The sequence below is a fragment of the Massilia aerilata genome, from assembly GCF_042656905.1.
GTDB classification, from domain to species: domain Bacteria; phylum Pseudomonadota; class Gammaproteobacteria; order Burkholderiales; family Burkholderiaceae_D; genus Telluria; species Telluria aerilata.
In genome coordinates this window covers 72,526-95,734 of the sequence record NZ_JBHSMZ010000004.1, presented here as the reverse complement: position 1 = coordinate 95,734, position 23,209 = coordinate 72,526, and the positions used below count along the sequence as shown (strand labels likewise).

At 63.8% G+C, this 23,209-nt stretch carries 22 protein-coding genes and 1 tRNA gene; 21 read left to right on the top strand and 2 right to left on the bottom strand.

Annotation, left to right across the window (positions count from 1 at the left end):
• Positions 1–160: 160 nt before the first annotated feature.
• From ACFPO9_RS05110 to ACFPO9_RS05035, 16 genes are all read left to right on the top strand, one after another.
• A complete protein-coding gene (locus tag ACFPO9_RS05110) occupies positions 161–1,432 on the top strand; it encodes a YeaH/YhbH family protein (protein ID WP_379768036.1) in 1,272 nt (423 codons plus the stop codon).
• A gap of 13 nt (positions 1,433–1,445) precedes the next feature.
• Complete coding sequence (locus ACFPO9_RS05105; RefSeq protein WP_379768033.1) at positions 1,446–2,972, top strand: SpoVR family protein; 1,527 nt, start codon at positions 1,446–1,448, stop codon at positions 2,970–2,972.
• Positions 2,973–3,529: 557 nt separating this feature from the next.
• Positions 3,530–4,192, top strand: coding sequence for an energy transducer TonB (locus ACFPO9_RS05100; protein WP_379768030.1), 663 nt, complete (start codon positions 3,530–3,532; stop codon positions 4,190–4,192).
• Positions 4,193–4,276: 84 nt separating this feature from the next.
• Positions 4,277–5,191 (top strand): MotA/TolQ/ExbB proton channel family protein, encoded by a 915-nt coding sequence (locus ACFPO9_RS05095; RefSeq protein WP_379768027.1) that lies wholly within the window; start codon positions 4,277–4,279, stop codon positions 5,189–5,191.
• Between the two features lie 3 nt (positions 5,192–5,194).
• A complete protein-coding gene (locus tag ACFPO9_RS05090) occupies positions 5,195–5,623 on the top strand; it encodes an ExbD/TolR family protein (RefSeq protein WP_379768024.1) in 429 nt (142 codons plus the stop codon).
• 81 nt (positions 5,624–5,704) lie between these two features.
• On the top strand, positions 5,705–6,136 hold the full coding sequence (locus ACFPO9_RS05085) for an ExbD/TolR family protein (RefSeq protein WP_379768021.1): 432 nt from the start codon (positions 5,705–5,707) through the stop codon (positions 6,134–6,136).
• A 70-nt stretch (positions 6,137–6,206) separates the two neighbouring features.
• Positions 6,207–7,436, top strand: a complete 1,230-nt coding sequence (locus ACFPO9_RS05080) for a tetratricopeptide repeat protein (protein WP_379768019.1) — start codon at positions 6,207–6,209, stop codon at positions 7,434–7,436.
• Positions 7,437–7,553: 117 nt separating this feature from the next.
• The gene (locus ACFPO9_RS05075; protein ID WP_379768016.1) at positions 7,554–8,525 is read left to right on the top strand and encodes a bifunctional riboflavin kinase/FAD synthetase; all 972 of its coding nucleotides are present in this window, start codon (positions 7,554–7,556) and stop codon (positions 8,523–8,525) included.
• An 80-nt stretch (positions 8,526–8,605) separates the two neighbouring features.
• On the top strand, positions 8,606–11,494 hold the full coding sequence (ileS, locus tag ACFPO9_RS05070; protein ID WP_379768013.1) for an isoleucine--tRNA ligase: 2,889 nt from the start codon (positions 8,606–8,608) through the stop codon (positions 11,492–11,494).
• Positions 11,495–11,505: 11 nt separating this feature from the next.
• On the top strand, positions 11,506–12,024 hold the full coding sequence (lspA, locus tag ACFPO9_RS05065) for a signal peptidase II (protein ID WP_379768010.1): 519 nt from the start codon (positions 11,506–11,508) through the stop codon (positions 12,022–12,024).
• Between the two features lie 2 nt (positions 12,025–12,026).
• Positions 12,027–13,244, top strand: a complete 1,218-nt coding sequence (gene coaBC / locus ACFPO9_RS05060; protein ID WP_379769199.1) for a bifunctional phosphopantothenoylcysteine decarboxylase/phosphopantothenate--cysteine ligase CoaBC — start codon at positions 12,027–12,029, stop codon at positions 13,242–13,244.
• Positions 13,245–13,277: 33 nt separating this feature from the next.
• On the top strand, positions 13,278–13,727 hold the full coding sequence (gene dut, locus ACFPO9_RS05055; RefSeq protein WP_379768007.1) for a dUTP diphosphatase: 450 nt from the start codon (positions 13,278–13,280) through the stop codon (positions 13,725–13,727).
• A 17-nt stretch (positions 13,728–13,744) separates the two neighbouring features.
• The gene (locus ACFPO9_RS05050) at positions 13,745–14,818 is read left to right on the top strand and encodes a M48 family metalloprotease (protein ID WP_379768004.1); all 1,074 of its coding nucleotides are present in this window, start codon (positions 13,745–13,747) and stop codon (positions 14,816–14,818) included.
• Between the two features lie 303 nt (positions 14,819–15,121).
• Entirely contained in the window at positions 15,122–16,021 is a 900-nt protein-coding gene (locus ACFPO9_RS05045; protein WP_379768001.1) for a DMT family transporter, read from the top strand.
• Positions 16,018–16,896: a DNA-3-methyladenine glycosylase 2 gene (locus ACFPO9_RS05040; protein WP_379767998.1), complete on the top strand. Its 879-nt coding sequence runs from the start codon at positions 16,018–16,020 to the stop codon at positions 16,894–16,896. The genes ACFPO9_RS05045 and ACFPO9_RS05040 overlap by 4 nt, the downstream gene beginning before the upstream one ends.
• A gap of 44 nt (positions 16,897–16,940) precedes the next feature.
• The gene (locus ACFPO9_RS05035; RefSeq protein WP_379767995.1) at positions 16,941–17,999 is read left to right on the top strand and encodes a hypothetical protein; all 1,059 of its coding nucleotides are present in this window, start codon (positions 16,941–16,943) and stop codon (positions 17,997–17,999) included.
• Here the strand turns inward: ACFPO9_RS05035 and ACFPO9_RS05030 are convergent, their stop codons facing one another.
• Complete coding sequence (locus ACFPO9_RS05030) at positions 18,000–18,410, bottom strand: T6SS immunity protein Tdi1 domain-containing protein (protein ID WP_379767992.1); 411 nt, start codon at positions 18,408–18,410, stop codon at positions 18,000–18,002. It lies immediately after the preceding gene.
• Between the two features lie 159 nt (positions 18,411–18,569).
• A tRNA-Met gene (locus ACFPO9_RS05025) sits at positions 18,570–18,646 on the bottom strand.
• Positions 18,647–18,774: 128 nt separating this feature from the next.
• Between ACFPO9_RS05025 and ACFPO9_RS05020 the strand changes: the two genes are divergently transcribed.
• The 5 genes from ACFPO9_RS05020 (at position 18,775) to ACFPO9_RS05000 (ending at position 23,159) form a co-directional block, all read left to right on the top strand.
• Positions 18,775–19,356: an NUDIX hydrolase gene (locus ACFPO9_RS05020; RefSeq protein WP_379767989.1), complete on the top strand. Its 582-nt coding sequence runs from the start codon at positions 18,775–18,777 to the stop codon at positions 19,354–19,356.
• A gap of 13 nt (positions 19,357–19,369) precedes the next feature.
• Positions 19,370–20,092, top strand: coding sequence for a leucyl/phenylalanyl-tRNA--protein transferase (aat, locus tag ACFPO9_RS05015; RefSeq protein ID WP_379767986.1), 723 nt, complete (start codon positions 19,370–19,372; stop codon positions 20,090–20,092).
• 59 nt (positions 20,093–20,151) lie between these two features.
• The gene (locus ACFPO9_RS05010; protein ID WP_379767983.1) at positions 20,152–20,880 is read left to right on the top strand and encodes an arginyltransferase; all 729 of its coding nucleotides are present in this window, start codon (positions 20,152–20,154) and stop codon (positions 20,878–20,880) included.
• A 130-nt stretch (positions 20,881–21,010) separates the two neighbouring features.
• Positions 21,011–22,075: a quinone-dependent dihydroorotate dehydrogenase gene (locus ACFPO9_RS05005; RefSeq protein WP_379767981.1), complete on the top strand. Its 1,065-nt coding sequence runs from the start codon at positions 21,011–21,013 to the stop codon at positions 22,073–22,075.
• A gap of 37 nt (positions 22,076–22,112) precedes the next feature.
• Complete coding sequence (locus ACFPO9_RS05000) at positions 22,113–23,159, top strand: aldo/keto reductase (protein ID WP_379767978.1); 1,047 nt, start codon at positions 22,113–22,115, stop codon at positions 23,157–23,159.
• The last annotated feature ends 50 nt before the right edge of the window (positions 23,160–23,209 follow it).

Genomic DNA, 23,209 nt, shown 5'->3' with positions numbered 1-23,209 from the left:
GACGCGACACCAGGTGCGTGGTTGGGCGGGCCGATTTCTGGCCCGCCCGTAGGCTTTATCCCACCAAAATCCGGGACGCCAACCACGTTGACGCGCGGCGCGTTAATATAGGGTACCGGTGTGATCCCGGCCCGCCGCGAATTTGAGCAGGAGGCCTGTTTTGACTTACCTCATCGACCGACGCTTGCAGGGCAAGAACAAGTCTGCGGTCAACCGCGAACGCTTCTTGCGCCGCTACAAGGCGCAGATCAAGGATGCGGTCGGCCGGGCGATCAAGGGTCGCTCGATCACCGACATCGAAAATGGCGAAAAGGTCTCGATTCCCGTCAAGGACGTGAGCGAGCCGCATTTCGGACACGCCCATGGGGGTGTCTGGGAAGTCGTCAATCCCGGCAACACCGAATACCAGAAAGGCGACCAGATCAACCGTCCGCGCGGCGGCGGTGGCGGCAGCGGCCGCGGCCGTGCCGGCAACAGCGAGCAGACCACCGAGGATGACTTCATCTTCGAACTGAGCCGCGAAGAATTCATGAATTACTTCTTCGAGGACCTCGAACTGCCGAACATGGTCAAGACCCAGCTGACCCAGGTCGTCGAATTCAAGAACCAGCGCGCCGGCTACAACATCTCCGGTACGCCCTCGAACATCCACGTGCTGCGCTCGCTGCGCGGCGCGCTCGGCCGGCGCATCGCGGTCGGCGGCCCCAGCAAGAAAACCCTGGCGAAACTCGAAGAAGAGCTCGAAGAAATCAAGGCGCTCGGCTTTGATCCCGACGACCCGCGCGTGCTCGAACTGAAGCACAAGATCCACGCCCTGCACACGCGGCTGCTGGCGATTCCCTTCATCGACCCGATCGACCTGCGCTACAGCAACCGGATCAAGATCCCGAAGCCTTCGACCGCGGCCGTGATGTTCTGCATCATGGACGTCTCCGGCTCCATGGACGAGAGCCGCAAGGACACCGCCAAGCGCTTCTTCATCCTGCTCTACCTCTTCCTCAAGCGCGTGTACGAGAAGATCGACGTGGTCTTCATCCGCCACCACACCGCTGCGGCCGAGGTCGACGAGAACGACTTCTTCCACTCGCGCGAATCGGGCGGCACCGTGGTGTCCTCGGCGCTGTATCTGCTGAGCAAGGTGATCAGCGAGCGCTACAGCAGTGGCGACTGGAACAGCTACGTGGCCCAGGCCTCCGACGGCGACAACTGGGACAACGATTCGGTCCTGTGCAAACAGATCCTGACCAATGCCATCATGCCGCGGGTGCAGTACTACACCTATGTCGAGATCACGGACGGCCCTCCGCAAAACCTGTGGGAGCAGTATTCCGAGGTCGCGACCACGCATGCGAACTTCGCGATGCAGAAGATCGTGACGCCGGCCGACATCTATCCGGTATTCCGCGAATTGTTCAAGAAGCAGCCCAAGTAGACGAGGCCCGCTCATGCCAAGAGATCCAAAAAACCCGCGCGCCTTGCCTGACCAGTCGGAGTGGACCTTCGACCTGATCGAGCAGGCGCATGAGGAAATCCGCCGGGTGGCCAGGAAGTTCGGCCTGGACACCTATCCCAACCAGCTCGAAATCATCACCGCCGAACAAATGATGGATGCCTACACCTCGGTAGGCATGCCGGTCTCGTACAACCACTGGTCCTTCGGCAAGCATTTCCTGAGCACGGAAAAGAGCTACCGCCGCGGCCAGATGGGACTGGCCTACGAGATCGTGATCAACTCCAATCCCTGCATCGCCTACCTGATGGAGGAAAACAGCCTGACGATGCAGGCCCTGGTAATCGCGCACGCGGCCTACGGCCACAACTCCTTCTTCAAGGGCAATTACCTGTTCCGCACCTGGACCGATGCCGACGCCATCGTCGACTACATGGTCTTTGCCAAGAACTATATTGCCGAGTGCGAGCAGCGGCACGGCATCGACGCCGTCGAGGAACTGCTCGATTCCTGCCATGCGATCCAGAACTATGGCGTGGACCGCTACAAGCGCCCGGCCAAGCTGTCGGTCGCCCAGGAACAGAACCGCCAGAAAGAACGAGAGGAATACGCGCAGTCGCAGGTGAATGAGATCTGGCGCACCCTGCCGCGCCGCGAAGAGGCCCAGCGCGATGCCAGCCCGATGCGCTTCCCGCCCGAGCCCGAGGAAAACCTGCTCTACTTCATCGAGAAGTACGCCCCGCTGCTGGAACCCTGGCAGCGCGAGCTGGTGCGCATCACGCGCAAGATCTCCCAATACTTCTACCCGCAGCGCCAGACCCAGGTCATGAACGAGGGCTGGGCCACCTTCTGGCACTACACTATCCTGCAGGAACTATATAAAGAGGGGATCGTCGGCGACGGCTTCATGCTCGAGTTCCTGCAGAGCCATACCAACGTGGTCTTCCAGCCGGCGGCCACCAGCCCTTATTACAATGGGATCAATCCCTACGCGCTCGGCTTTGCGATGATGACCGACATCAAGCGCATCTGCGAAGACCCGACCGATGAGGACCGCGCCTGGTTCCCGGACATTGCCGGCAGTGACTGGATCAAGACCCTCGACTTTGCGATGCGCAATTTCAAGGACGAGAGCTTCGTGGCCCAGTATCTGTCGCCCAAGCTGATCCGCGACTTCCACTTCTTTGCGGTGCTGGACGACGACCGCAGCGACAAGCTGACGATTTCGGCCATCCACGACGAGCAGGGCTACCGCTACGTGCGCCAGCAACTGGCCGAGCAGTACAACCTGGGCAACCGCGAGCCGAATATCCAGGTCTGGCAGGTCAACACCCGCGACGACCGCGCCCTGACCCTGCGCCATACCCAGTTCCAGCGCCGTCCGCTGAACCAGCAGGCGCATGAAGTGCTCAAGCACGTGGCCCGGCTCTGGGGCTTCGACGTCCGCCTTGAAACGGTGGACCCCTCCGGCCGCGTGGTCAGCAGCCTCGAATGCCGCCGCGAGAAGCGTGCCCGCTATTAATAGCGCTTGCCGCGCCGCGCCCCCAGGCCTGCTCTTTAAGAGCAGGCTTTTTTTCTGTGTCAACGCAAGAATTTTTCTCCGTGGCTGCTGAGCCATATCAAAGAGGCGTCTGCACATAAGTGCCTCTTATGACTGATCCCCCTACCACAAGGGGGAAGTCGTTTCAACAGTACGCCCCACCTTGATGAATCTGGCTATAGTTTGCAGAAACGCCACGAATCGATAATATGATATTTGCCAACCGGCAAAATCAGCATCAAAAATTTGGCGAAATGCGTAAACCAGCCTCATCTTCCACACATCAAGAAAGGGTTATCGTCAATGTTGCAAATAAACTAACTACATTCCGCATCATGCACCCTACGGACCCTCATAACTGATGAGCTTGTTTGCTTGGTTTTACAGGCAGTTAGCCCCTCTTTGAAGGTATAAAAATGTATGTGCAAAAAAGAATTCGTAGGTATAATTCGCCGATGTCCCGGATGCGGCTCTGAGCTTTTTGTCGTGTTTTGTGGGTTTAAGTAGCAACAAAAAAGGTTGGTATTGGAGAAAGCAGGATGAATTTTTCGCACGAGAAGAACCCCGGGAAAAACGTCACTGGTATCGCCATTGTCATCGTCTTGCACCTGATCGTTGCTTACGGGATCGTTACTGGTCTCGGCAAGCGAATGGTCACCAAGATGGCCGAGGCAGTGGAAACCAAGATTGTCGAAGACGTGAAACCGCCGCCACCGCCGGAAACGCCGCCCCCGCCTCCGCCGCCGGAAATGAAGGCCCCGCCGCCTCCATTCATCCCGCCGGTTGAAGTGCAGGTGCAGACGCCGCCGCCGCAGCAGAATGTGATCGCTAACACGACGCAGGCCAAGCCTGCGACCACTGAACTCAACCGCACGCCGCCAGCACCTACGGCGCCGCCGGCACCGGCCGCACCGAAAGGCCCGGCCCGCACGGCAGCAGTGGTGGATTTCAATACGTGTTCGAAACCGGAGTACCCGAAATCGTCGCTGCGTAACGAAGAAACAGGTGTCTCGACCATCCTGTTCAAGATCGCATCAGACGGTTCGGTGCAGGGAGCTTCGATTCAGAAATCGAGTGGCTTCCGAGACCTGGACAAGGCCGCAATGGCAGCCTTGAGCAAATGCCGATTCAAAGCGGCAACTGAGAACGGCCAAGCGGTAGAATCCTCGCAGCCTGTGCAGTACGTCTGGACGCTGGACTAACCCGAGGCAGTAGGATCGTCTCAAACTGTGATTTTCGTTGTCATCTGTTCAGCGAACAGTTCATTTTAAATTTTTGGAGGAAGCATGTTTAAGAATACCCGTTTGTCCGCTCTGCTGGCGGCTGTCCTGTTCTCGGTTACGGCCGCTTCGGCACTGGTGTCGGCACCGGCCTTCGCCGACGCCCCGGCATCGGCAGCGGCAAGCGCCCCGGCCGCTGACGCAGCTGCACCTGCAGCCGCTCCGGCAGCCGACGCTGCAGCACCGGCAGCAGCCGCTCCGGCAGCTGGCAAGACCGAAGAAGTCGAGAACCCGTACGGCTTCGAAGCCGTCTGGGCTGGCGGCGTCGTGTCGCGCGGCACCCTGATCATCCTGGCCCTGATGTCGATGGGTTCGTGGTACATCATCATCACCAAGCTGCTGGACCAGATGAAGATCTTCAAGCAGTCGAAAGAAACCAACCAGAAGTTCTGGAAAGCACCGTCGATCGCTGCTGGCTCGGCTCAACTGTCGAATGGCTCGCCGTTCCGTTTCATCGCTGAAACCGGCACCAAGGCAACCCAGCACCACGACGGCGCCCTGCTCGAGCAGATCGACCTGTCGACCTGGACCACCATGCAGATCCAGCGCGCCGTGGACAAAGTCCAGTCGCGTCTGCAAGATGGCCTGTCGTTCCTGGCAACCGTCGGCTCGACCGCACCGTTCATCGGTCTGTTCGGTACCGTCTGGGGTATTTACAACGCGCTGATCGGTATCGGTATGTCGGGTAACGCCTCGATCGACAAGGTTGCAGGTCCGGTGGGTGAAGCACTGATCATGACCGCATTCGGTCTGTTCGTTGCAGTCCCGGCCGTTCTGGGCTACAACTGGCTGGTCCGTCGTAACAAGACCGCAATGGAAGACGTCCGTTCGTTCAGCGCCGACGTGCACTCGGTCCTGATCTCGGGCGCCATGCACACCTCGGAAGCTGCCCGCGCAGCTGGTACTAAAAAGGTTGGTTAAACCATGTCGATGAGTGTCGGCTCCGATAGCGGAGATGAAGATACCGTGATGTCGGAGATCAACACGACGCCCCTCGTGGACATCATGTTGGTTCTCCTGATCATCTTCCTGATCACCAGCCCGGTCGTCCTCCACCTGCAGAAGATTAGCCTGCCGATCGAGGCCAACCAGGTTGTTAAAACCACGCCGGAAGACGTGAACATTGTCGTCAACAAAGATGGCGAAATGTACTGGAACCAGAAGCGCCTGGCCAACACCGATGAACTGTTCGATTTCCTGAGCAAGGAATCGGTGAAGGTCCCGCAACCGGAAGTGAAGATTCGTGGCGACCAAGCTACCCGCTACGAATTCATCGGCAAGGTGCTGTACACGGCCCAGCGTGCCGGGGTTCAGAAGGTCGGTTTCATCACTGAGCCGCCTGATAAGGGTTAAACCTGACAAAGGCCCAACCCTTCCGCTCGATGCCTGCATTGCCGGCATCGGGCGGATCCCCAAGATTTGAAAGGAAACACCATGTCTATGAGCGTTGGTTCTTCCGGAGCTAAAGGAGCAGATCCGGAACCGATGATGGAAATGAACATGACGCCGCTGATTGACGTCATGCTGGTGCTGATCATCATGATGATCATCACCATTCCGAAGCAAAATCACTCGGTTAACTTGAACATGCCGGTTGGCAATCCGCCGCCGCCGACCAAGGAACCCGTAGTGATCACGATCGACGTGGACTTCGACGGCACTATCCTCTGGGATAACGTCCCCGTCCCCGATCGCGCCACTCTTGAATCGAAGCTGTCCACCGTGGCGGCCCAAGCTGATCAGCCGGAAGTGCACCTGCGCCCGAACAAACTGGTCGAATACAAGGTTGTGGCTGGCGTGATGGCTTCGGCTCAGCGTCTGGGCGTGACCAAGATCGGTATGGTCGGTAACGAACAGTTCCAGTAATTAGCTTTGGCTATAATGAACACGGCAGGGATTCCCTGCCGTGTCTATTTTGAATGAAAGAATTCCGATAATGTCCAAGTTCCGCCTCGCACACCTCGGCCTCGCACTGGCCGCCCTCGGTTTCACCGCCGCCGCCCCGGTGGTTGGCCTGGCCCCTGCCTACGCGGCAGAAACCCTCCGTCCGGAAGTCGGCAAGCCACTGCAGGAAGCGCAGCAGCTGATGAAGTCGGGCAAGAACAAGGATGCCCTGGCCAAGCTGCGTCAACTCGACAGCGTCAGCGGCAAGTCCGCGAATGAAACTTACCTGATCGAACGTACCCGCGCAGGCGCCGCATCGGCTGCCGGCGATTACGACACGGCTGCCAAGTCCTTCGAATACCTGATCGGTTCGGGCAAGCTGTCGGGCCAGGAAAAGGCCCAGTTCTCGGAAGGCCTGATCGGCATCTACATGCGCGCAGGCGACCTCGGCAAGGCGAACGCCGCGATCGAGAAGCAGCTGAAAGAGCACGACGATCCGAAACTGCGCGCCTACCTGCTGCAGAACTACTACAAGCAGGGCAACGTCACCGCGCTCGAGAACGAACTGCGCAACGCCGAAAAGCGCGGCTCGATGAACGAAGACATGCTGGGCATGCTGGCCAATATCCAGCTGAAGAAGAACGACAAGGCAGGCTACGTCAACACCATCGAGAAGCTGGCCGCCAACTATCCGAAGGCCCAGTACTGGACCGACCTGCTGAACCGCGTACAGGGCAAGCCTGGCTTCTCCAGCCGCCTGTCGGTTGACGTCTGGCGCCTGAAGCTGGCCAACAACCTGATGAAGAAGCCGAGCGAGTACATGGAAATGGGCCAGCTCGTCCTGCAAGCCAAGGCCCCGGCCGAAGCCATCAAGGTCATCGACAAGGGTTACAAGGCAGGCGCCCTCGGCACCGGCCCGGATGCCGCCCGTCACCAGCGCCTGAAGGACCTGGCCGAGAAGAACCTGGCCGAGCAGAACAAGGGCCTGGCTGCCGACGAAGCCGATCTGGTCAAGGCCGGCGACAACGACGGCCTGGCGACCCTGGGCTACGCACTGGTCCAGTCGGGCCAGAGCGACAAGGGCCTGAAGATGATGGAAGCCGCCATCAAGGCCGGCAACCTGAAGTATCCGGACGAAGCCAAGCTGCACCTGGGCGAAGCCTATGCCGTGGCCGGCAAGAAGTCGCAGGCCATCAGCACCCTGAAAGGTGTCGGCGGCAAGGAAGGTACCGCCGAACTGGCCCGTTACTTCATCATGGCGATCAACAAGCCGGCGGCCTGAGCCTCTTAGTCCCGGTTTAGCCGAAAAAGCGCCGCCCTGCCCAGCAGGGGGCGCTTTTTTTGTTTCCTGCGGGTTGCCGTATAATCTGGTATTTCGCCTCGGAGCACGAATCATCCAATGAAGGTATTTCGCGGACTTCCCAACGACAGGGCGCGCGCCCCTTGCGCACTCACGATCGGCAACTTCGACGGTGTCCACCGCGGACACCAGGCGTTGTTGGCGCACGTGACCGCAGCCGCGCAGCGCCTCGGGCTGGAATCCGCCGTGATGACCTTCGAGCCGCATCCGCGCGAATACTTCGCCCGCCGCGCCAACGATCTATCGAAAGCCCCGGCCCGCATCGCCAACCTGCGCGACAAGCTGGAATCGCTGTCCGCGGCAGGCGTCGACCGCGTCATCGTCGAACATTTCAACGAGCATTTCGCCTCGATGTCGCCGCAGGCGTTCACTGAAAAAGTGCTGGTCGAAGGCCTGCACGTGAAGTGGCTGATGGTCGGCGACGATTTCTGCTACGGCGCCCGGCGCGCCGGCAACGTGGCCCTGCTGGCCGAAGCGGGCAAGGAATTCGGCTTCGAAGTCCACAGCCTGCCGGCCGTGCTGCACGATTCGACCCGCATCTCCTCCTCGGCCGTGCGCGCGGCGCTGGCGGCCGGCAACTTCGAGGCCACCCGCGCCCTGCTCGGCCACCCGTATTCGATGTCCGGCCACGTGATCCACGGCGCCAAGCTCGGCCGCACGCTGGGTTTCCCGACCCTGAACCTGCGCGTCGCCCACCGCCCGGCCCTGGCCGGCATCTTCGTGGTGCAGGTGCATGGCCTTACGGACGAACCGCTGCCGGCCGTCGCCAGCCTGGGCGTGCGCCCCACCGTCGAGGATGCGGGCCGCATGCTGCTCGAAGTCCACGTGTTCGACTGGAACCAGTCCTGCTACGGCAAACTGGTGCGCGTCGAATTCCTGAAGAAGCTGCGCGACGAAGAAAAATACATCGACCTACCGACGCTGACCGCCGCCATCGATCGCGACGCCCTGCAGGCGCGCGCCTGGTTCGCCCAGCGCAGGTCCGCCCTCACCGCCACCGACCGAATTTGAACGTGAACGATCCGGCCAGGCCGCCTGCCGCGGCCTGGCGTCACGTCACGCACAACCGCATTTCACTTTAGAAGAATCTTATGTCCGATACGAAGAACGGCCCCAAAGGCGCCAAGCAAGGCAACAAACCCGACAGCAAATACCCGGTCAACATGACCGACACCGCCTTCCCGATGCGCGGCGACCTCGCCAAGCGCGAGCCGGGCTGGGTCAAGCAGTGGCAGGACAAGAAGATCTACGAACGCGTGCGCAAGGCGGCCGCCGGCCGTCCGAAGTTCATCCTGCACGACGGTCCCCCGTACGCCAACGGCGACATCCACCTGGGCCACGCCGTCAACAAGATCCTGAAGGACATGGTCGTCAAATCGCGCACCATGGCCGGCTTCGATGCGCCCTATGTGCCGGGCTGGGACTGCCACGGCATGCCGATCGAGATCCAGATCGAAAAACAGTTCGGCAAGAACCTGCCGACCGCCGAAGTGCTACAGAAGGCCCGCGCCTACGCGCTCGAACAGATCGACCGCCAGCGCGCCGGCTTCATCCGCCTGGGCGTGCTGGGCGAATGGGACAACCCCTACATGACCATGGCCTACGGTAACGAGGCCGACGAGCTGCGCGCCCTCGGCAAGCTGCTGGAGAAGGGCTATGTGTACCGCGGCCTGAAGCCGGTCAACTGGTGCTTCGACTGCGGCTCGGCGCTGGCCGAGGCGGAAGTGGAATACCAGGACAAGCGCGACCCGGCGATCGACGTCGGCTTCCCGTTTGCCGAGCCGGAAAAGCTGGCCAGCGCGTTCGGCTTGAGCGCACTGCCGGAAGGCGACGGCTTCATCGTGATCTGGACCACGACGCCGTGGACCATCCCCTCGAACCAGGCGCTGAATGTGCACCCGGAAGTCACGTATGCGCTGGTGAAGACCGAAAAGGACGGCAAGGCCATCCTGCTGATCATCGCGAAAGACCAGGCCGAATCGGTCCTGGCGCGCTACAAGCTGGAAGGCGAAGTCGTGGCCACCACCGAAGGCGCGAAGCTGGAAGGCATCCGCTTCAAGCACCCGCTGCACGCCGCCGATGCGTTCTACGACCGCCTGTCGCCGGTCTACCTGGCCGACTACGTCACCACCGAGAGCGGCACCGGCGTGGTCCACTCGGCGCCGGCCTACGGCCTGGAAGACTTCCAGTCCTGCAAAGCGCACGGCATGAAGGACGACGAGATCCTGAAGCCCGTGATGGGCGACGGCCGCTTCGCGAGCACCCTGCCGCTGTTCGGCGGCATGACGATCTGGGAAGCCAGCAAGCCGATCTGCAGCGCCCTGACCGAAGCCGGCGCCCTGTTCGAACTCAAGATGTTCGACCACAGCTACATGCATTGCTGGCGTCATAAAACCCCGATCGTCTACCGCGCCACCAGCCAGTGGTTTGCCGGCATGGACCTCACGCCGAAGGATGGCGGCCCGACCCTGCGCGAGACCGCGCTGGCAGGCATCGACGAGACCAAATTCTTCCCGGACTGGGGCCAGGCGCGCCTGCACGGCATGATCGCCAACCGTCCGGACTGGACCCTGTCGCGCCAGCGCCAGTGGGGCGTGCCGATGGCCTTCTTCATCCACAAGGAGACCGGCGCGCTGCACCCGCGCACCCCGGAACTGCTGGAGCAGGTGGCCAGGCTGATCGAGGCGAAGGGCATCGACGCCTGGCACGAACTCGACCCGCGCGAGCTGCTGGGCGACGACGCCGAGACCTACGAGAAGAACCGCGACACCCTGGACGTCTGGTTCGATTCCGGCACCACCCACCAGACCGTGCTGCGCGGCTCGCACGCGGAGCAGTCCGCGTTTCCGGCCGACCTGTACCTGGAAGGCTCGGACCAGCACCGCGGCTGGTTCCACTCCTCGCTGCTGACCTCCTCGATGTTGAATGGCAAGCCGCCCTACAAGGCGCTGCTGACCCACGGCTTCACGGTCGACGAGAACGGCAAGAAGATGTCGAAGTCGCTGGGTAACACGATGGCGCCGCAGAAGATCTCGGATACCCTGGGCGCCGACATCCTGCGCCTGTGGGTGGCCTCGACCGACTACACCGGCGAGCTGTCGATCGGCGAAGAGATCCTCAAGCGCGTGACCGAGTCCTACCGCCGCATCCGCAATACCCTGCGCTTCCTGCTGGCGAACACCTCGGACTTCGACCCGGCTCAGCACGCCGTGCCGGTGGCCGGGATGCTCGAGATCGACCGCTATGCGATGGCGGAGACCGAGAAGCTGCAACAGGACATCGCCGCCCACTTCGAGCGTTACGAGTTCCACCCGGTGGTCGCCCGCCTGCAGAACTTCTGCTCGGAAGACCTGGGCGGCTTCTACCTCGACATCCTGAAGGACCGCCTGTACACCACCGGCGTCGATTCGCTGGCCCGCCGCTCGGCCCAGACCGCGCTGTGGCACATCGCGCACAGCCTGCTGCGCGTGATGGCGCCGATCCTGTCCTTCACCACCGAGGAAGCCTGGGCCGTGTTCGCGGGCGAAAAAGCCTTCGCGGACAGCGACGAGACCATCTTCACCCAGACCCTGTGGGCCTTCCCGGAAATCGCCGACCGCGAAGCCCTGCTGGCCAAGTACGCCCTGCTGCGCGCGGTGCGTACCGACGTCACCAAGCAGCTGGAAGAAGTGCGCGCTTCCGGCGCCATCGGCTCCTCGCTGCAGGCGGAACTGGCGCTCAAGGCTGCCGGCGACAAGTACGACGCGCTGGCGAGCCTGGACGACGACCTGAAGTTCGTCTTCATCACCTCGCAGGCAAGCGTGGAAAAGGCGGACGACGCGGCCCAGGAAGCGGTGACCGTGACGCCGTCGACGTTCGATAAGTGCGAGCGCTGCTGGCACTACCGCCGCGACGTCGGCCATGACGCAGCCCATCCGGGCCTGTGCGCGCGCTGCACGAGCAACCTGTTCGGCGGCGGCGAGCCGCGCCGCTTCGCTTGATAGGAATAGAGATGGCAACCAAGAAGAAACCGTCGTTCACCGCCGTCAAATCCAGCGCCGGGAGCGGCATGGCGCCCTGGCTGGGCATCGCCTTCATCGTGATCCTGCTCGACCAGATCAGCAAGATCACGATCACCCGCATGTTCATGCATGGCGAGGAGAAGCCGGTCACCAGCTTCTTCAACCTGGTGCTGGCCTATAACCCCGGCGCGGCCTTCAGCTTCCTGTCGAACCAGGGCGGCTGGCAGAAGTACTTCTTCGCCGCGATCGCGATCGGCGCGGTCATCTTCATCCTCTACCTGCTGCGCAAGCATGCCGGCCAGAGGATGTTCTGCTGGGCCCTGGCCCTGATCATGGGCGGCGCGCTGGGCAACCTGATCGACCGCCTGGCCTACGGCCACGTGATCGACTTCCTGGACTTCCACCTGTCCGGCGTGGGCCACTTCCCGGCCTTTAATATCGCCGACACCGCGATCACCATCGGCGCGATCCTGTTCATCGTGGATGAACTGCGGCGCGTGAACAAATGAGCATGGACCTGAAGGGCAAGAAGATCGTCCTCGGCCTGTCCGGCGGCGTGGCCTGCTACAAGGCCGCGGAGCTGTGCCGCGCGCTGACGAAGGAAGGCGCCAGCGTGCAGGTCGTGATGACCGATGCCGCCACCCACTTCATCGGCCCGGTGACGATGCAGGCCCTGTCCGGCCGCACCGTCTACACCGACCAGTGGGACGGCCGCATCCCCAACAACATGGCCCACATCGACCTGACGCGCGACGCCGATGCGATCCTGGTGGCGCCCTGCTCGGCCGACTTCCTGTTCAAGCTGGCCCACGGCGCCACCGACGACCTGCTGTCGACCCTGTGCCTGGCGCGCCCGAACCAGGTGCCGCTGCTGGTGGCGCCGGCCATGAACGTCGAGATGTGGGACAAGCCGGCCACGCAACGCAACGTCGCGCAGCTGCGCGAGGACGGCGTCTGCATCTTCGGCCCGGCCGCCGGCTCCCAGGCCTGCGGCGAGACCGGCATGGGCCGCATGCTGGAGCCGAACGAGCTGCTCGAGGAACTGGTGGCCTCCTTCCAGCCCAAGCTCCTGGCTGGCAAGCGCGTGCTGATCACGGCCGGCCCGACCTACGAGGCGATCGACCCGGTGCGCGGCATCACGAATCTCTCGTCCGGCAAGATGGGCTATGCGGTCGCGCGCGCCGCGCGCGAAGCCGGCGCCGAGGTCACCCTGGTGTCCGGTCCCACCGCGCTGGAGACGCCGCATGGCGTGCGCCGCATCGACGTGCAAAGCGCGCAGCAGATGCTGGACGCCGTCATGGCCGGCATCCACGGCCAGCACGTCTTCATCGGCGTGGCCGCGGTGGCCGACTGGCGCGTCGAAAATGCCAGCGAGCAGAAGATCAAGAAGGACGGCAGCGGCACGCCGCAGTTGCAGTTCGCGCAGAACCCCGACATCCTGGCGACCGTGGCCGGCACCACCTCGCTGAACGGCTGGCCCTACTGCGTGGGCTTTGCCGCGGAGTCGGAAAACCTGATCGCATACGGCGCCGCCAAGCGCGAAAAGAAGGGCATCCCTTTGTTGGTCGGCAATATCGGCCACCATACCTTCGGGCAGGATGAGAATTCGATCGTGCTGTTCGACGACAGCGGCCACACCGTGCTGCCGCAGGCAAGCAAGCTGCAACTGGCGCGCCAGCTGGTCTCCGAAATCGCCAAGCGCCTCGAACAGCGATCCCTGCTGACCTGATTCACCCATCAACGCATCAACGCTGCATTCTCCATGAAACAAGTAGACCTCAAGATTCTCGACCCGCGCATGAAGGACTTCCTGCCCGCCTACGCCACCGGCGGCAGCGCGGGCCTGGACCTGCGCGCCTGCATCGATGCCCCGCTGACCCTCGAACCGGGACAGACCGTGCTGGTGCCGACCGGCCTCGCCATCCACATCGCCGATCCGGGCTATGCGGCCATGATCCTGCCGCGCAGTGGGCTCGGCCATAAGAACGGCATCGTTCTCGGCAATCTGGTAGGCTTGATCGACTCCGATTACCAGGGCCAGCTGATGGTCTCGACCTGGAACCGGGGGCAGTCCGCGTTCACGCTGCAGCCGATGGACAGGCTCGCACAGCTGGTCGTGGTTCCCGTCGTTCAGGTTGGTTTCAAGGTCGTGGAGGACTTCGCATCGAGCGACCGGGGCGCCGGCGGTTTCGGCAGCACCGGCAAACAATAAAATGACATGAGGAGCTTATGAGCGCCACTCGCCTTGCGGCCGTATTGGCCGCCACCGCCTTTCTGCTGACCGGCTGCGCCACCCAGGCGCCGCAGCAGCCCGGTAGCGCACCGCGCGTCGTCGAGCGCACGCCCGAAGCGCCCGGCCTGAACCCGCAGATGGCCGCCGCCGCCGACACGCTCAGCAAGATGGCCGACCTGCAGAACCGCCTGTACAAGGCCGCTTCGCCGCTCCTCATTCACAACGCCGAGCTGTGCAAGGGCCAGGCCCGGCCGCTGCTCGGTTTCACCGCCAAGAACCGCTGGTCCTACCCGGGCGACTACAACGAAGCCGCGCACCTGGCCTTCGGCATGGACGAGCGCCTGCAGGTCACCAGCGTGCTGACCGGCAGCGGCGCCGCCAAGGCCGGCCTGCAGACCGGCGACGTGCTGCTGGCCGCCGCCGGCAAGCCGCTGCCGACCGGCCAGCATGCGCTGAGCCAGGCCGGCGCTGTCTTCAACAAGATCACCGCCTCCCAGGCCGCGCTGCCGCTGACGGTCGAACGCCGCAACAGCGAGCGCCAGCTGTCGATCCCGGTCACGCGCGCCTGCGCCTTCGCGATCGAACTGGGCAACGCCGACAACGTCAACGCCTATGCCGACGGCTCGCGCGTGCTGGTCACGCGCGGCATGATCGCCTTCACCCGCAACGACGAAGAACTGGCCTACGTGCTGGCCAAGACCATGGCCCACAACATGCTCGGCCACGCCGCCGCGCAGCGCAACGTCAGCACCATCGGCAGCATCATCGACAACCTCAAGAGCATCACGCCGGACACCTCGATGCTGATTGGCAGCGGCGGCATCAAGGCGATGCCGCCCGAGATGGACGCCGCCGCCGACCGCCTCGGCCTCTACCTGGCCGCCCGCGCCGGCTACGACGTCGACGACGCCGACAACTTCTGGAAGCGCCTGAACGAGACCTATCCTTCCACTGTGCTGAACGGCTACAACGCCAACCACCCGGCGCTGGCGGCACGGCTGGCGGCGATCGGGAAGGCGCAGGCGGAAATCAAGGCGGACAAGCGGGCGAAGAAGGCGCTGGTGCCCTGAGCCGCTCCGCTCTCGCTAATCACGTTAGCTTGTAAACGTCATTCCCGCGCAGGCGGGAATCCAAGTTCGGCGTGGACTAGCGGCGTTTGCCGAAGCTGTTCATCGAAACTTGGGTTCCCGCCTGCGCGGGAAGTCGGGTCGGGCAATGCCCGGCACGACGGTATCTCTGTCAGCAACCATCCCGCATTACTTGTATCATTGCCCATTCCCCGGGCCACGCTTCCGAATTCAAACACAAGAAACAGGAAGCCCCCCGGCGCCGAGCCAGGCCATCATGCCTGCGCTCCAACCAAGAAAACCGCAATGAACACCGCCAACCTGCTGCGCCTCATCCTGCTTGCCGCCATCTGGGGCGGCTCCTTCCTCTTCATGCGCATCAGCGCCCCCGTGCTCGGGCCGGCGGTGCTGATCGAGTTCCGCGTGCTGTTCGCGGCGCTGTTCCTGGCGATCGTCGGCTTCGTGCTGAAGAAGCGCCTCGACCTGCGCGCCAACTGGAAGCATTTCTTCATCCTCGGCTTCTTCAACTCGGCCCTCCCCTTCCTGTTATTTGCGTTCGGCGCGCGCACCCTGTCGGCCTCGGTGCTGTCGGTGCTGAACGCCACCGCGCCGATGTGGGGCGCGCTGGTCGGCGCCGTCTGGACACGCCATGCGATCGGCTTGCGCACCGCCCTCGGGCTGCTGCTCGGCACCGCGGGCGTGGCCCTGCTGGTCGGCTTCGATCATGTGTCGAGCAAGCCGGGCGCCGGCCTCGCCGTGATCGCCGCGCTGGCCGCGGCCCTGAGCTACGGCATCGCCAGCCAGTACGCGCGCTCGGCGAAAAGCGTCGAACCCTTCGCGAATGCGCATGGCACCATGTGGACCTCGAGCCTGATGGTGCTGCCGGTGCTGCCCTTCTTCCCGATGACGGGCGCGCCGACCGCCGGCATCGTCGGCGCCGTGGTCGCACTGGGCGTGCTGTGCAGCGGCATCGCCTACATCCTCTACTTCCGCCTGATCGAGGAAGTCGGCACCACCTCGGCGCTGACGGTCACCTTCCTGAATCCGGTCTTCGGGATCCTGTGGGGCGCGCTCTTCCTCGGCGAGACCATCGGCTGGTACACCATCGCCGGCTCCGCGATCACGCTGGCCGGCACCGCATTGGTGACCGGCTTCGTGCCGCGCATCAAGCGCCGTTCGGCTGTGGCGGCGGCCGCCGGCAAATGAAGCGCACGGAGATCGCGATCCACCTGCCGAAGGACTACCGCCGGCAGGATCTCTTCAGCTTCCACGGCCGCGACGCCGAAGGCCTGGCCGAGCGCGTCGATGGCGCGTGCATCCGCAAGGGCGTGATGGTGGGCGGCGTGCCGGTCGCGCTGGCGATCGACCTGGGCGCGCGGCCCGGCCAGGCCCTGTGCACCGCCGACGCCGACGGCGCGCTGGCGCCGGCGCAGCTCGACGACATCCTGCGCAACGTGCTGGGCCTGCGCATCGCGCCCGAGCCCTTCGAGGCCGCCGTGCGCGAAGACCCGCTGTTCGCGCCGCTGGTGGCGCGCGAGCCCGGCCTGCGCGTGATCCAGTCCGCCACCATCTTCGAGGCCTTGAGCTGGGCCATCATCGGCCAGCAGATCAACCTCGGTTTCGCGATCGCGCTGCGCCGCACCTTCATTGCGCTGGCCGGCCGCGCCCACCCGAGCGGCCTGTGGTGCTATCCGGAAGCGTCGGACGCGGCCCGCCTCGACCTCGACGATCTGACGAGCCGCAAGTTCTCGCGCGCCAAGGCCGAGACCCTGCTGCGCCTGGCCCGCCTGGCCGACGAAGGCGCGCTCGACCTGGCGCGCGACGCCGACCTGCCCACGGTCAGCGAACGCCTGCTGGCGGTGAAAGGGATCGGCCCCTGGACCGTGAACTACGCGCTGCTGCGCGGCTATGGCTTCGCCGATTGCTCGCTCGAAGGCGACGTGGCCGTGCGCACCGCCATCGGCCGCCTGCTCGGCTCGGCAGAACGGCCGAATCTGGCGGAAGCTGCCGCGTTTCTCGCAACATATCGCCCGCATCGGACCATGGCAGCCGCCCACCTTTGGGCCAGCCTGAGCGCGTGAAAGCAGACGCTGCACTAACGCCGGATTTTCATTACACTTCGATAATGAAAATCAAACCGATCTACACCACTTGCCTGGCCGCACTGCTTTTCGCATGCGCCGGCGCCGCCCACGCCCAGACCGTCCCCACCGACGTCACCGAAGCCCCGGACGACCATGGCGCCTATTTGTCGGCGGTCTTCGGCAACGGCCGCATCCACGGCGGCAATGCCGAGGGCAAAGTCTGGATGCGCGGCCGCACCTTCGAAATTCGCGCCGGGCGCCAGCAGCGCACCCTGTTCGGCGCGTCGCTGCCGGACGGCCTCAGCGAACGCATCGACTTCGTCCACTACAACGAAGGGCATCCGGACAACAACCACCGCGACGGCTTCGCCGTGCAATGGCTGATGGTGCGCCAGCTGGGCGCGCGCAGCGCCATCGAGCTGGGCGTCGGCCCCTACTTGAGCATGAACACGACCATCATCGACGGCCGCCAGATCGACGATGCGAATGTCGGCGCACTGGTGAGCGTGGGCCTGCGGTTGCCGCTGGGCTTCATGCCGGACGGCACCCACCTGCGCATCGGCTACAACCACGTGCAGATGCGCAATGTGCACCGCTCGGATGCGTTGATGATCGGCATCGGCCGCCAGTTCGGCCGCTCGGAAGCCGATCCGGAAACCGACCCGGCCGACGGCCAGACCTGGTTCGGCCTCTCGGGCGGCAACTCGATCACCAACATGTCCGGCACCGACGGCGCCCTGGCCGCCGTGCTCGAAGCGCGCCGCTACCTGGGCGAGCGCATGGAGCACTGGGCCGTGTCCGGCAAATTCTTGTTCGAAGGCGACGACGGCGCCCGGGTCGACCGCCGCGGCCTGGCCGCGCAATTGTTCTACGTGCAGCGGGTCACGCCGCGCTTCGCGATGAGCGCCGGGCTCGGCCCCTATGTCGCCCGCAACCGCCGCGCCGATAACGAAACCCGCGGCAACCTGCTGGTCACCTTCCAGGCCGAGCATGCCCTGACGCGCCACGCGCGCGTGTTCGCGAACTTCAACCGCGTAAAAACCTTCCGCCAGACCGACGACCGCGACCTGTTCCAGGTGGGCTTCTTGAAGGACTTTTAACTAGTTCCAGCGCAGGCCCTCGAACTGCTGGGCGCTCTCGCCGGCAAAGCGGATCAGTTCGGCCAGCGGCACGGTGGCCAGGTTGTCGCGCCGGTAGTGGCCGCCCAGCGCGCTCGGGATCTTGAGGCAGTACTTGCGGCCCGCGCTCAGCGGACCCAGCGCGGATTCGGCCAGGTCCACCTGCTCCGGCATATACCACTCGCTCAGGAATGCCTGGTTGTACGACAGGGCATCGAGGGCGGCGCGGTCTTCGGCCACGGGTTCGCAGCACAGGTCCTGCGGCGACAGGTGCCAGTACCTGCCTTCGTCGTCGCGGATGATCAGGTTGCCGAAGGCATTCTCGCCCAGCACCTCTTCCGCGTTCAAGCCGACCCAGCCCCATGCCTCGTTAATCTCGTCTACATTGATCATCGAATGGCTCCGCAATGGTAGCGACATGGCATTCGACCGGGCTGGGCCGCATACGTTGCGGCAAGGGAGAGGGGGATTGAGGCGCTTCAGGCGCTGCCGGGGCCGGCAGGGAAAATGAAAAGGCCGCTGATCCTAAACAGAATCAACGGCCTCCGAATCTGGTTGCGGGGACAGGATTTGAACCTGTGACCTTCGGGTTATGAGCCCGACGAGCTGCCAGACTGCTCCACCCCGCGTCTGATGGTTCGTATTATACGCAGCCGCGCCGGTTTACGCAATGCCATTCCTCTTTCCACCGCGGATCAAGGTACAGCTGTTGCGATACGGTGGTAAAGTAAGGGCAACGTCATTACCAACAGATTCCATGAAATTCTGCTCCGAGTGCGCCCATCCGGTGACGGTGGCCATCCCCGAAGGCGACAACCGTCCGCGCTACGTGTGCACCCAATGCGGCACCATCCATTACCAGAACCCGAAGATGGTGATCGGGACCATCCCTGTCTGGGAACAGGATGGCGAGCTGAAAGTGCTGCTGTGCAAGCGCGCGATCGAGCCGCGCTACGGCTATTGGACGCTGCCGGCGGGCTTCATGGAAAACGAGGAGACCACCGGCCAGGCCGCGATGCGCGAAACCGAGGAGGAAGCCGGCGCCAACGTCGCGCTGGGCGAGCTGTTCACCCTCCTGAATGTCGCCCACGTGCACCAGGTCCACCTGTTCTACCTGGCGCGCCTGCTCGACCTCGATTATGAAGCGGGGGTCGAGAGTCTGGACGTGCAGATGTTCGCCGAGCACGAGATTCCCTGGGACGACCTGGCCTTTCCGACCATCCGCACCACGCTGGAGCTGTTCTTCGCCGACCGCCGCAAGGTGCTCGAAGGCGGCAGCTACGGTTTTCATGGCCGCGACATCACGAAACCGATGCGGGCTCCCGTCGAACCCGATTGATCATAGATAGACGATGATCCCCTGGCTCGAAGCGAATACGCCCTTCCCCGACGTATCCGAGGCGCTGACAACGGACGCCCCCGGCCTGCTCGCGGCCGGCGCCGACCTGTCGCCCCAGCGCCTTCTGCAGGCCTACCGCAACGGCATCTTTCCCTGGTTTTCGGAAGGCCAGCCCATCCTGTGGTGGAGCACCGATCCGCGCATGGTGCTGTACACGGAGCGCTTCAAGGTCAGCGACAGCCTCAAGAAAACCTTGCGCAAGGTCGAACGCTCGCGCCTCGAAGGCGGCCCCTGGGTGGTGCGCTTCGACAGCGCCTTCGAGGCCGTGATGCGCTCCTGCGCCGCGCCGCGCAAGGACGGCCCCGGCACTTGGATTTCGGAAGACATCATCGCCGGCTACACCGGTCTTCACCGCATGGGCTACGCGCATTCGGCGGAAGTGTGGCTGGATGGCGAACTGGTTGGCGGCGCCTATGGCGTCTGCATCGGCCGCATGTTTTATGGCGAATCGATGTTCGCGCGCGTGTCGGACGCCTCCAAGGTGGCGCTGGCCTACCTGGTCGCCTTCCTGCGCAGCCAGGGCGTGCGCCTGCTGGATTGCCAGCAGGAGACCGGCCACCTGGCCTCGCTGGGCGCCATGCCGATTCCGCGCAAGGCTTTCCTCGAACACCTGCGCCAGGCGATCGCCGAGCCCGCCATCGAACGTTGGGAAGTTGCGCCACCGTTGACCACCTAACGGTGCGCCGCGCCGTCTTTGGCTACAATGGGTCAAACACGTCGTCTCGAGAGCATTGCATGACGCACTTAAATGACCTGCCCTTTTCCACGCTGCAGTTCTACACCACGGCGCCCTATCCGTGCAGCTACCTCGATGCGCGCCAGGCGCGCTCGCAAGTCGCCACGCCTTCGCACCTGATCAACGCGGACGTGTATTCGGAACTGGTGCGCAATGGTTTCCGCCGCAGCGGGATCTTCACCTACCGTCCATATTGCGACGGCTGCCGTGCCTGCATCCCCGTGCGCGTGGCCGTGAACGACTTCGGCCCCAACCGCAGCCAGCGCCGCGCCTGGAAGCGCCACGAGGACCTGTCGGCGACGGTGGCCAACCTGTCTTTCTCGGACGAGCACTATGCGCTCTACCTGCGCTACCAGACCACCCGCCACGTCGGCGGCGGCATGGACCAGGACAGCCGCGACCAGTACGCCCAGTTCCTGCTGCAGAGCCGCGTGAACACGCGCCTGGTCGAATTCCGCGAACCGGACGGCCTGCTGCGCATGGTGTCGATCATCGACGTGCTGTCGGACGGCCTGTCCTCGGTCTACACCTTCTTCGACCCGGACATCGAAGGCGCTTCCTTCGGCACCTACAACGTCCTGTGGCAGATCGAGCAGGCGCGCGAACTGGACCTGCCCTACGTCTACCTCGGCTACTGGATCGAGCAGAGCCCGAAGATGGCGTACAAGATCAATTTCCGGCCGCTGGAGGCGCGCATCGATGGCGTGTGGGGCGTTCTCGAACGTTGATGGCATGCGTGGGCACGGGGTGCCCACCCTACGTTGCCGTGTAGGGTGGGCACCCCGTGCCCACGATCCGTATTTACATCGCAACCGACCCGTACAAGGTAAAATGTCGCGAATTCACGTTTAGGCAACCATGTCCGACAAATTCCTGTACGCCCTTGCCCGCCCGCTGCTATTTGCCCTCGATCCCGAAACGGCCCACAACCTCACCCTGCCCGCATTGCGCCGCGCCAGCGCGCTCGGGTTGACCGGCCTCGTCAGCAAGCCCAAGCCCGATCCGCGCACCGTGATGGGCATCACCTTCCCGAACCCGGTCGGCCTGGCCGCCGGCCTGGACAAGGACGGCGCCTACATCGACGGCCTGGCGGCGCTGGGCTTCGGCTCGATTGAAGTCGGCACGGTCACGCCGCGCCCGCAGGCCGGCAATCCGAAGCCGCGCATCTTCCGCCTGCCGGCCGCGCGCGGCATCATCAACCGCATGGGCTTCAACAACGGCGGCGTCGACGCCTTCGTCGCCAACGTGCAGGCCTCGCGCTTCTATCAGGAGAAGCGCGGCGTGCTCGGCCTGAACATCGGCAAGAACGCCGACACCCCGATCGAACGCGCCGCCGAGGACTACCTGCACTGCCTGCGCAAGGTCTACCCGTATGCGAGCTACGTGACGGTCAACATCTCCTCGCCGAACACCAAGAACCTGCGCCAGCTGCAGGGCGCCTCCGAACTCGACGCTCTGCTGGCCCAACTGAAGGGCGAGCAGTCGCGTCTCGCGGACGAGCACGGTCGCTACGTGCCGCTGGCCCTGAAGATCGCGCCGGACGTCGACGCCGACCAGATCCGCGACATCGGCGCGGCCCTGCTGCGCCACGGCATCGACGGCGTGATCGCCACCAATACCACGCTCAGCCGCCGCGACGTCGAAAACCAGCGCTACGCGAGCCAGCAGGGCGGCCTGTCCGGCGCCCCGGTGTTCGACCTGTCGAACATCGTGATCCGCGCGCTGAAGAAGGAAGTCGGCGATGCGGTGCCCATCATCGGCGTGGGCGGCATCCTGAGCGGACGCGACGCCAAGGCCAAGATCGCCGCCGGCGCGCAGCTGGTGCAGCTGTACAGCGGCCTGATTTATCGCGGGCCGGCGCTGGTGAAGGAGTGCGCGGACGCGCTCAGGGGTCAGAGCCCGGTTCACGCGGTTGGGCTCTGACCCCGGGTTTCGGCCCGCGGCCCAAAAGGATCGAGGAATGAAAAAACACCAACTAGGTCGCACCGACCTCAGCGTCTCCCGCATCTGCCTCGGCACCATGACCTTCGGCGAACAGAACACGGAAGCCGAGGCCCACAGCCAGCTCGACTACGCCATCGAGCGCGGCATCAACTTCATCGATACCGCCGAGATGTACCCGGTGCCGCCGAGCGCGAAGACGCAGGGCTCGACCGAGCGCTTCATCGGCAGCTGGCTGAAGAAATCCGGCCAGCGCGACCGGATCGTGCTGGCCACCAAGGCCGCCGGCCCGAACGCGAGCCAGACATGGATCCGCGGCGGCCGCCACAACCTGGATGCGAAGAATATCCGCACCGCCGTCGACGACAGCCTGGCGCGCCTGCAGACCGACTACATCGATCTCTACCAGCTGCACTGGCCCAGCCGCAATGTGCCGATCTTCGGCGCCAACCAGTTCGAGCCGAAGAAGGAGCGCGCCAGCGTGCCGGTCGAAGAGACCCTGGCCGTGCTGGGCGAGCTCATCAAGGAAGGCAAGATCCGCCACATCGGCGTATCGAACGAGAGCCCCTGGGGCGTGTGCGAGTACATTAAGCAGAGCGAGATGAAGGGCTTGCCGCGCATCGCCACCATCCAGAACCTGTACAACCTGACGGCGCGCGCCTTCGAGACGACTTTATTGGATGAAGTTTGCTATCGCGAAGAAGTCAGCCTGCTGGCCTACAGTCCCCTCGCCTTCGGCCAGCTGAGCGCGAAGTATCTCGACAACCCGCAGGCCGTCGGACGTTTGACGATTTATCCGCCGACCTGGAGTCCGCGTTATCTGCGGCCGTCCGTGCTGGCGGCGGCGAAGGAATATGCGGACTTGGCACGTGCGAATGGATTGAGCCCTGCGCAGATGGCGCTGGCCTGGTGTTATTCGCGGTGGTTCGTGGGCTCGACCATCATCGGTGCGACCACGCTGGGGCAGCTGAAGGAGAACATCGATGCGGAATCGCTGACGCTGCCGGTTGAGGTGATGAAAGCCATTGATGCGGTTCACGCGCGCTATACGAATCCTGGCCAGTAAGGTATAAACCGTGATTCCCGCGAAAGCGGGGAGTCGGGTCGGGCAATGCC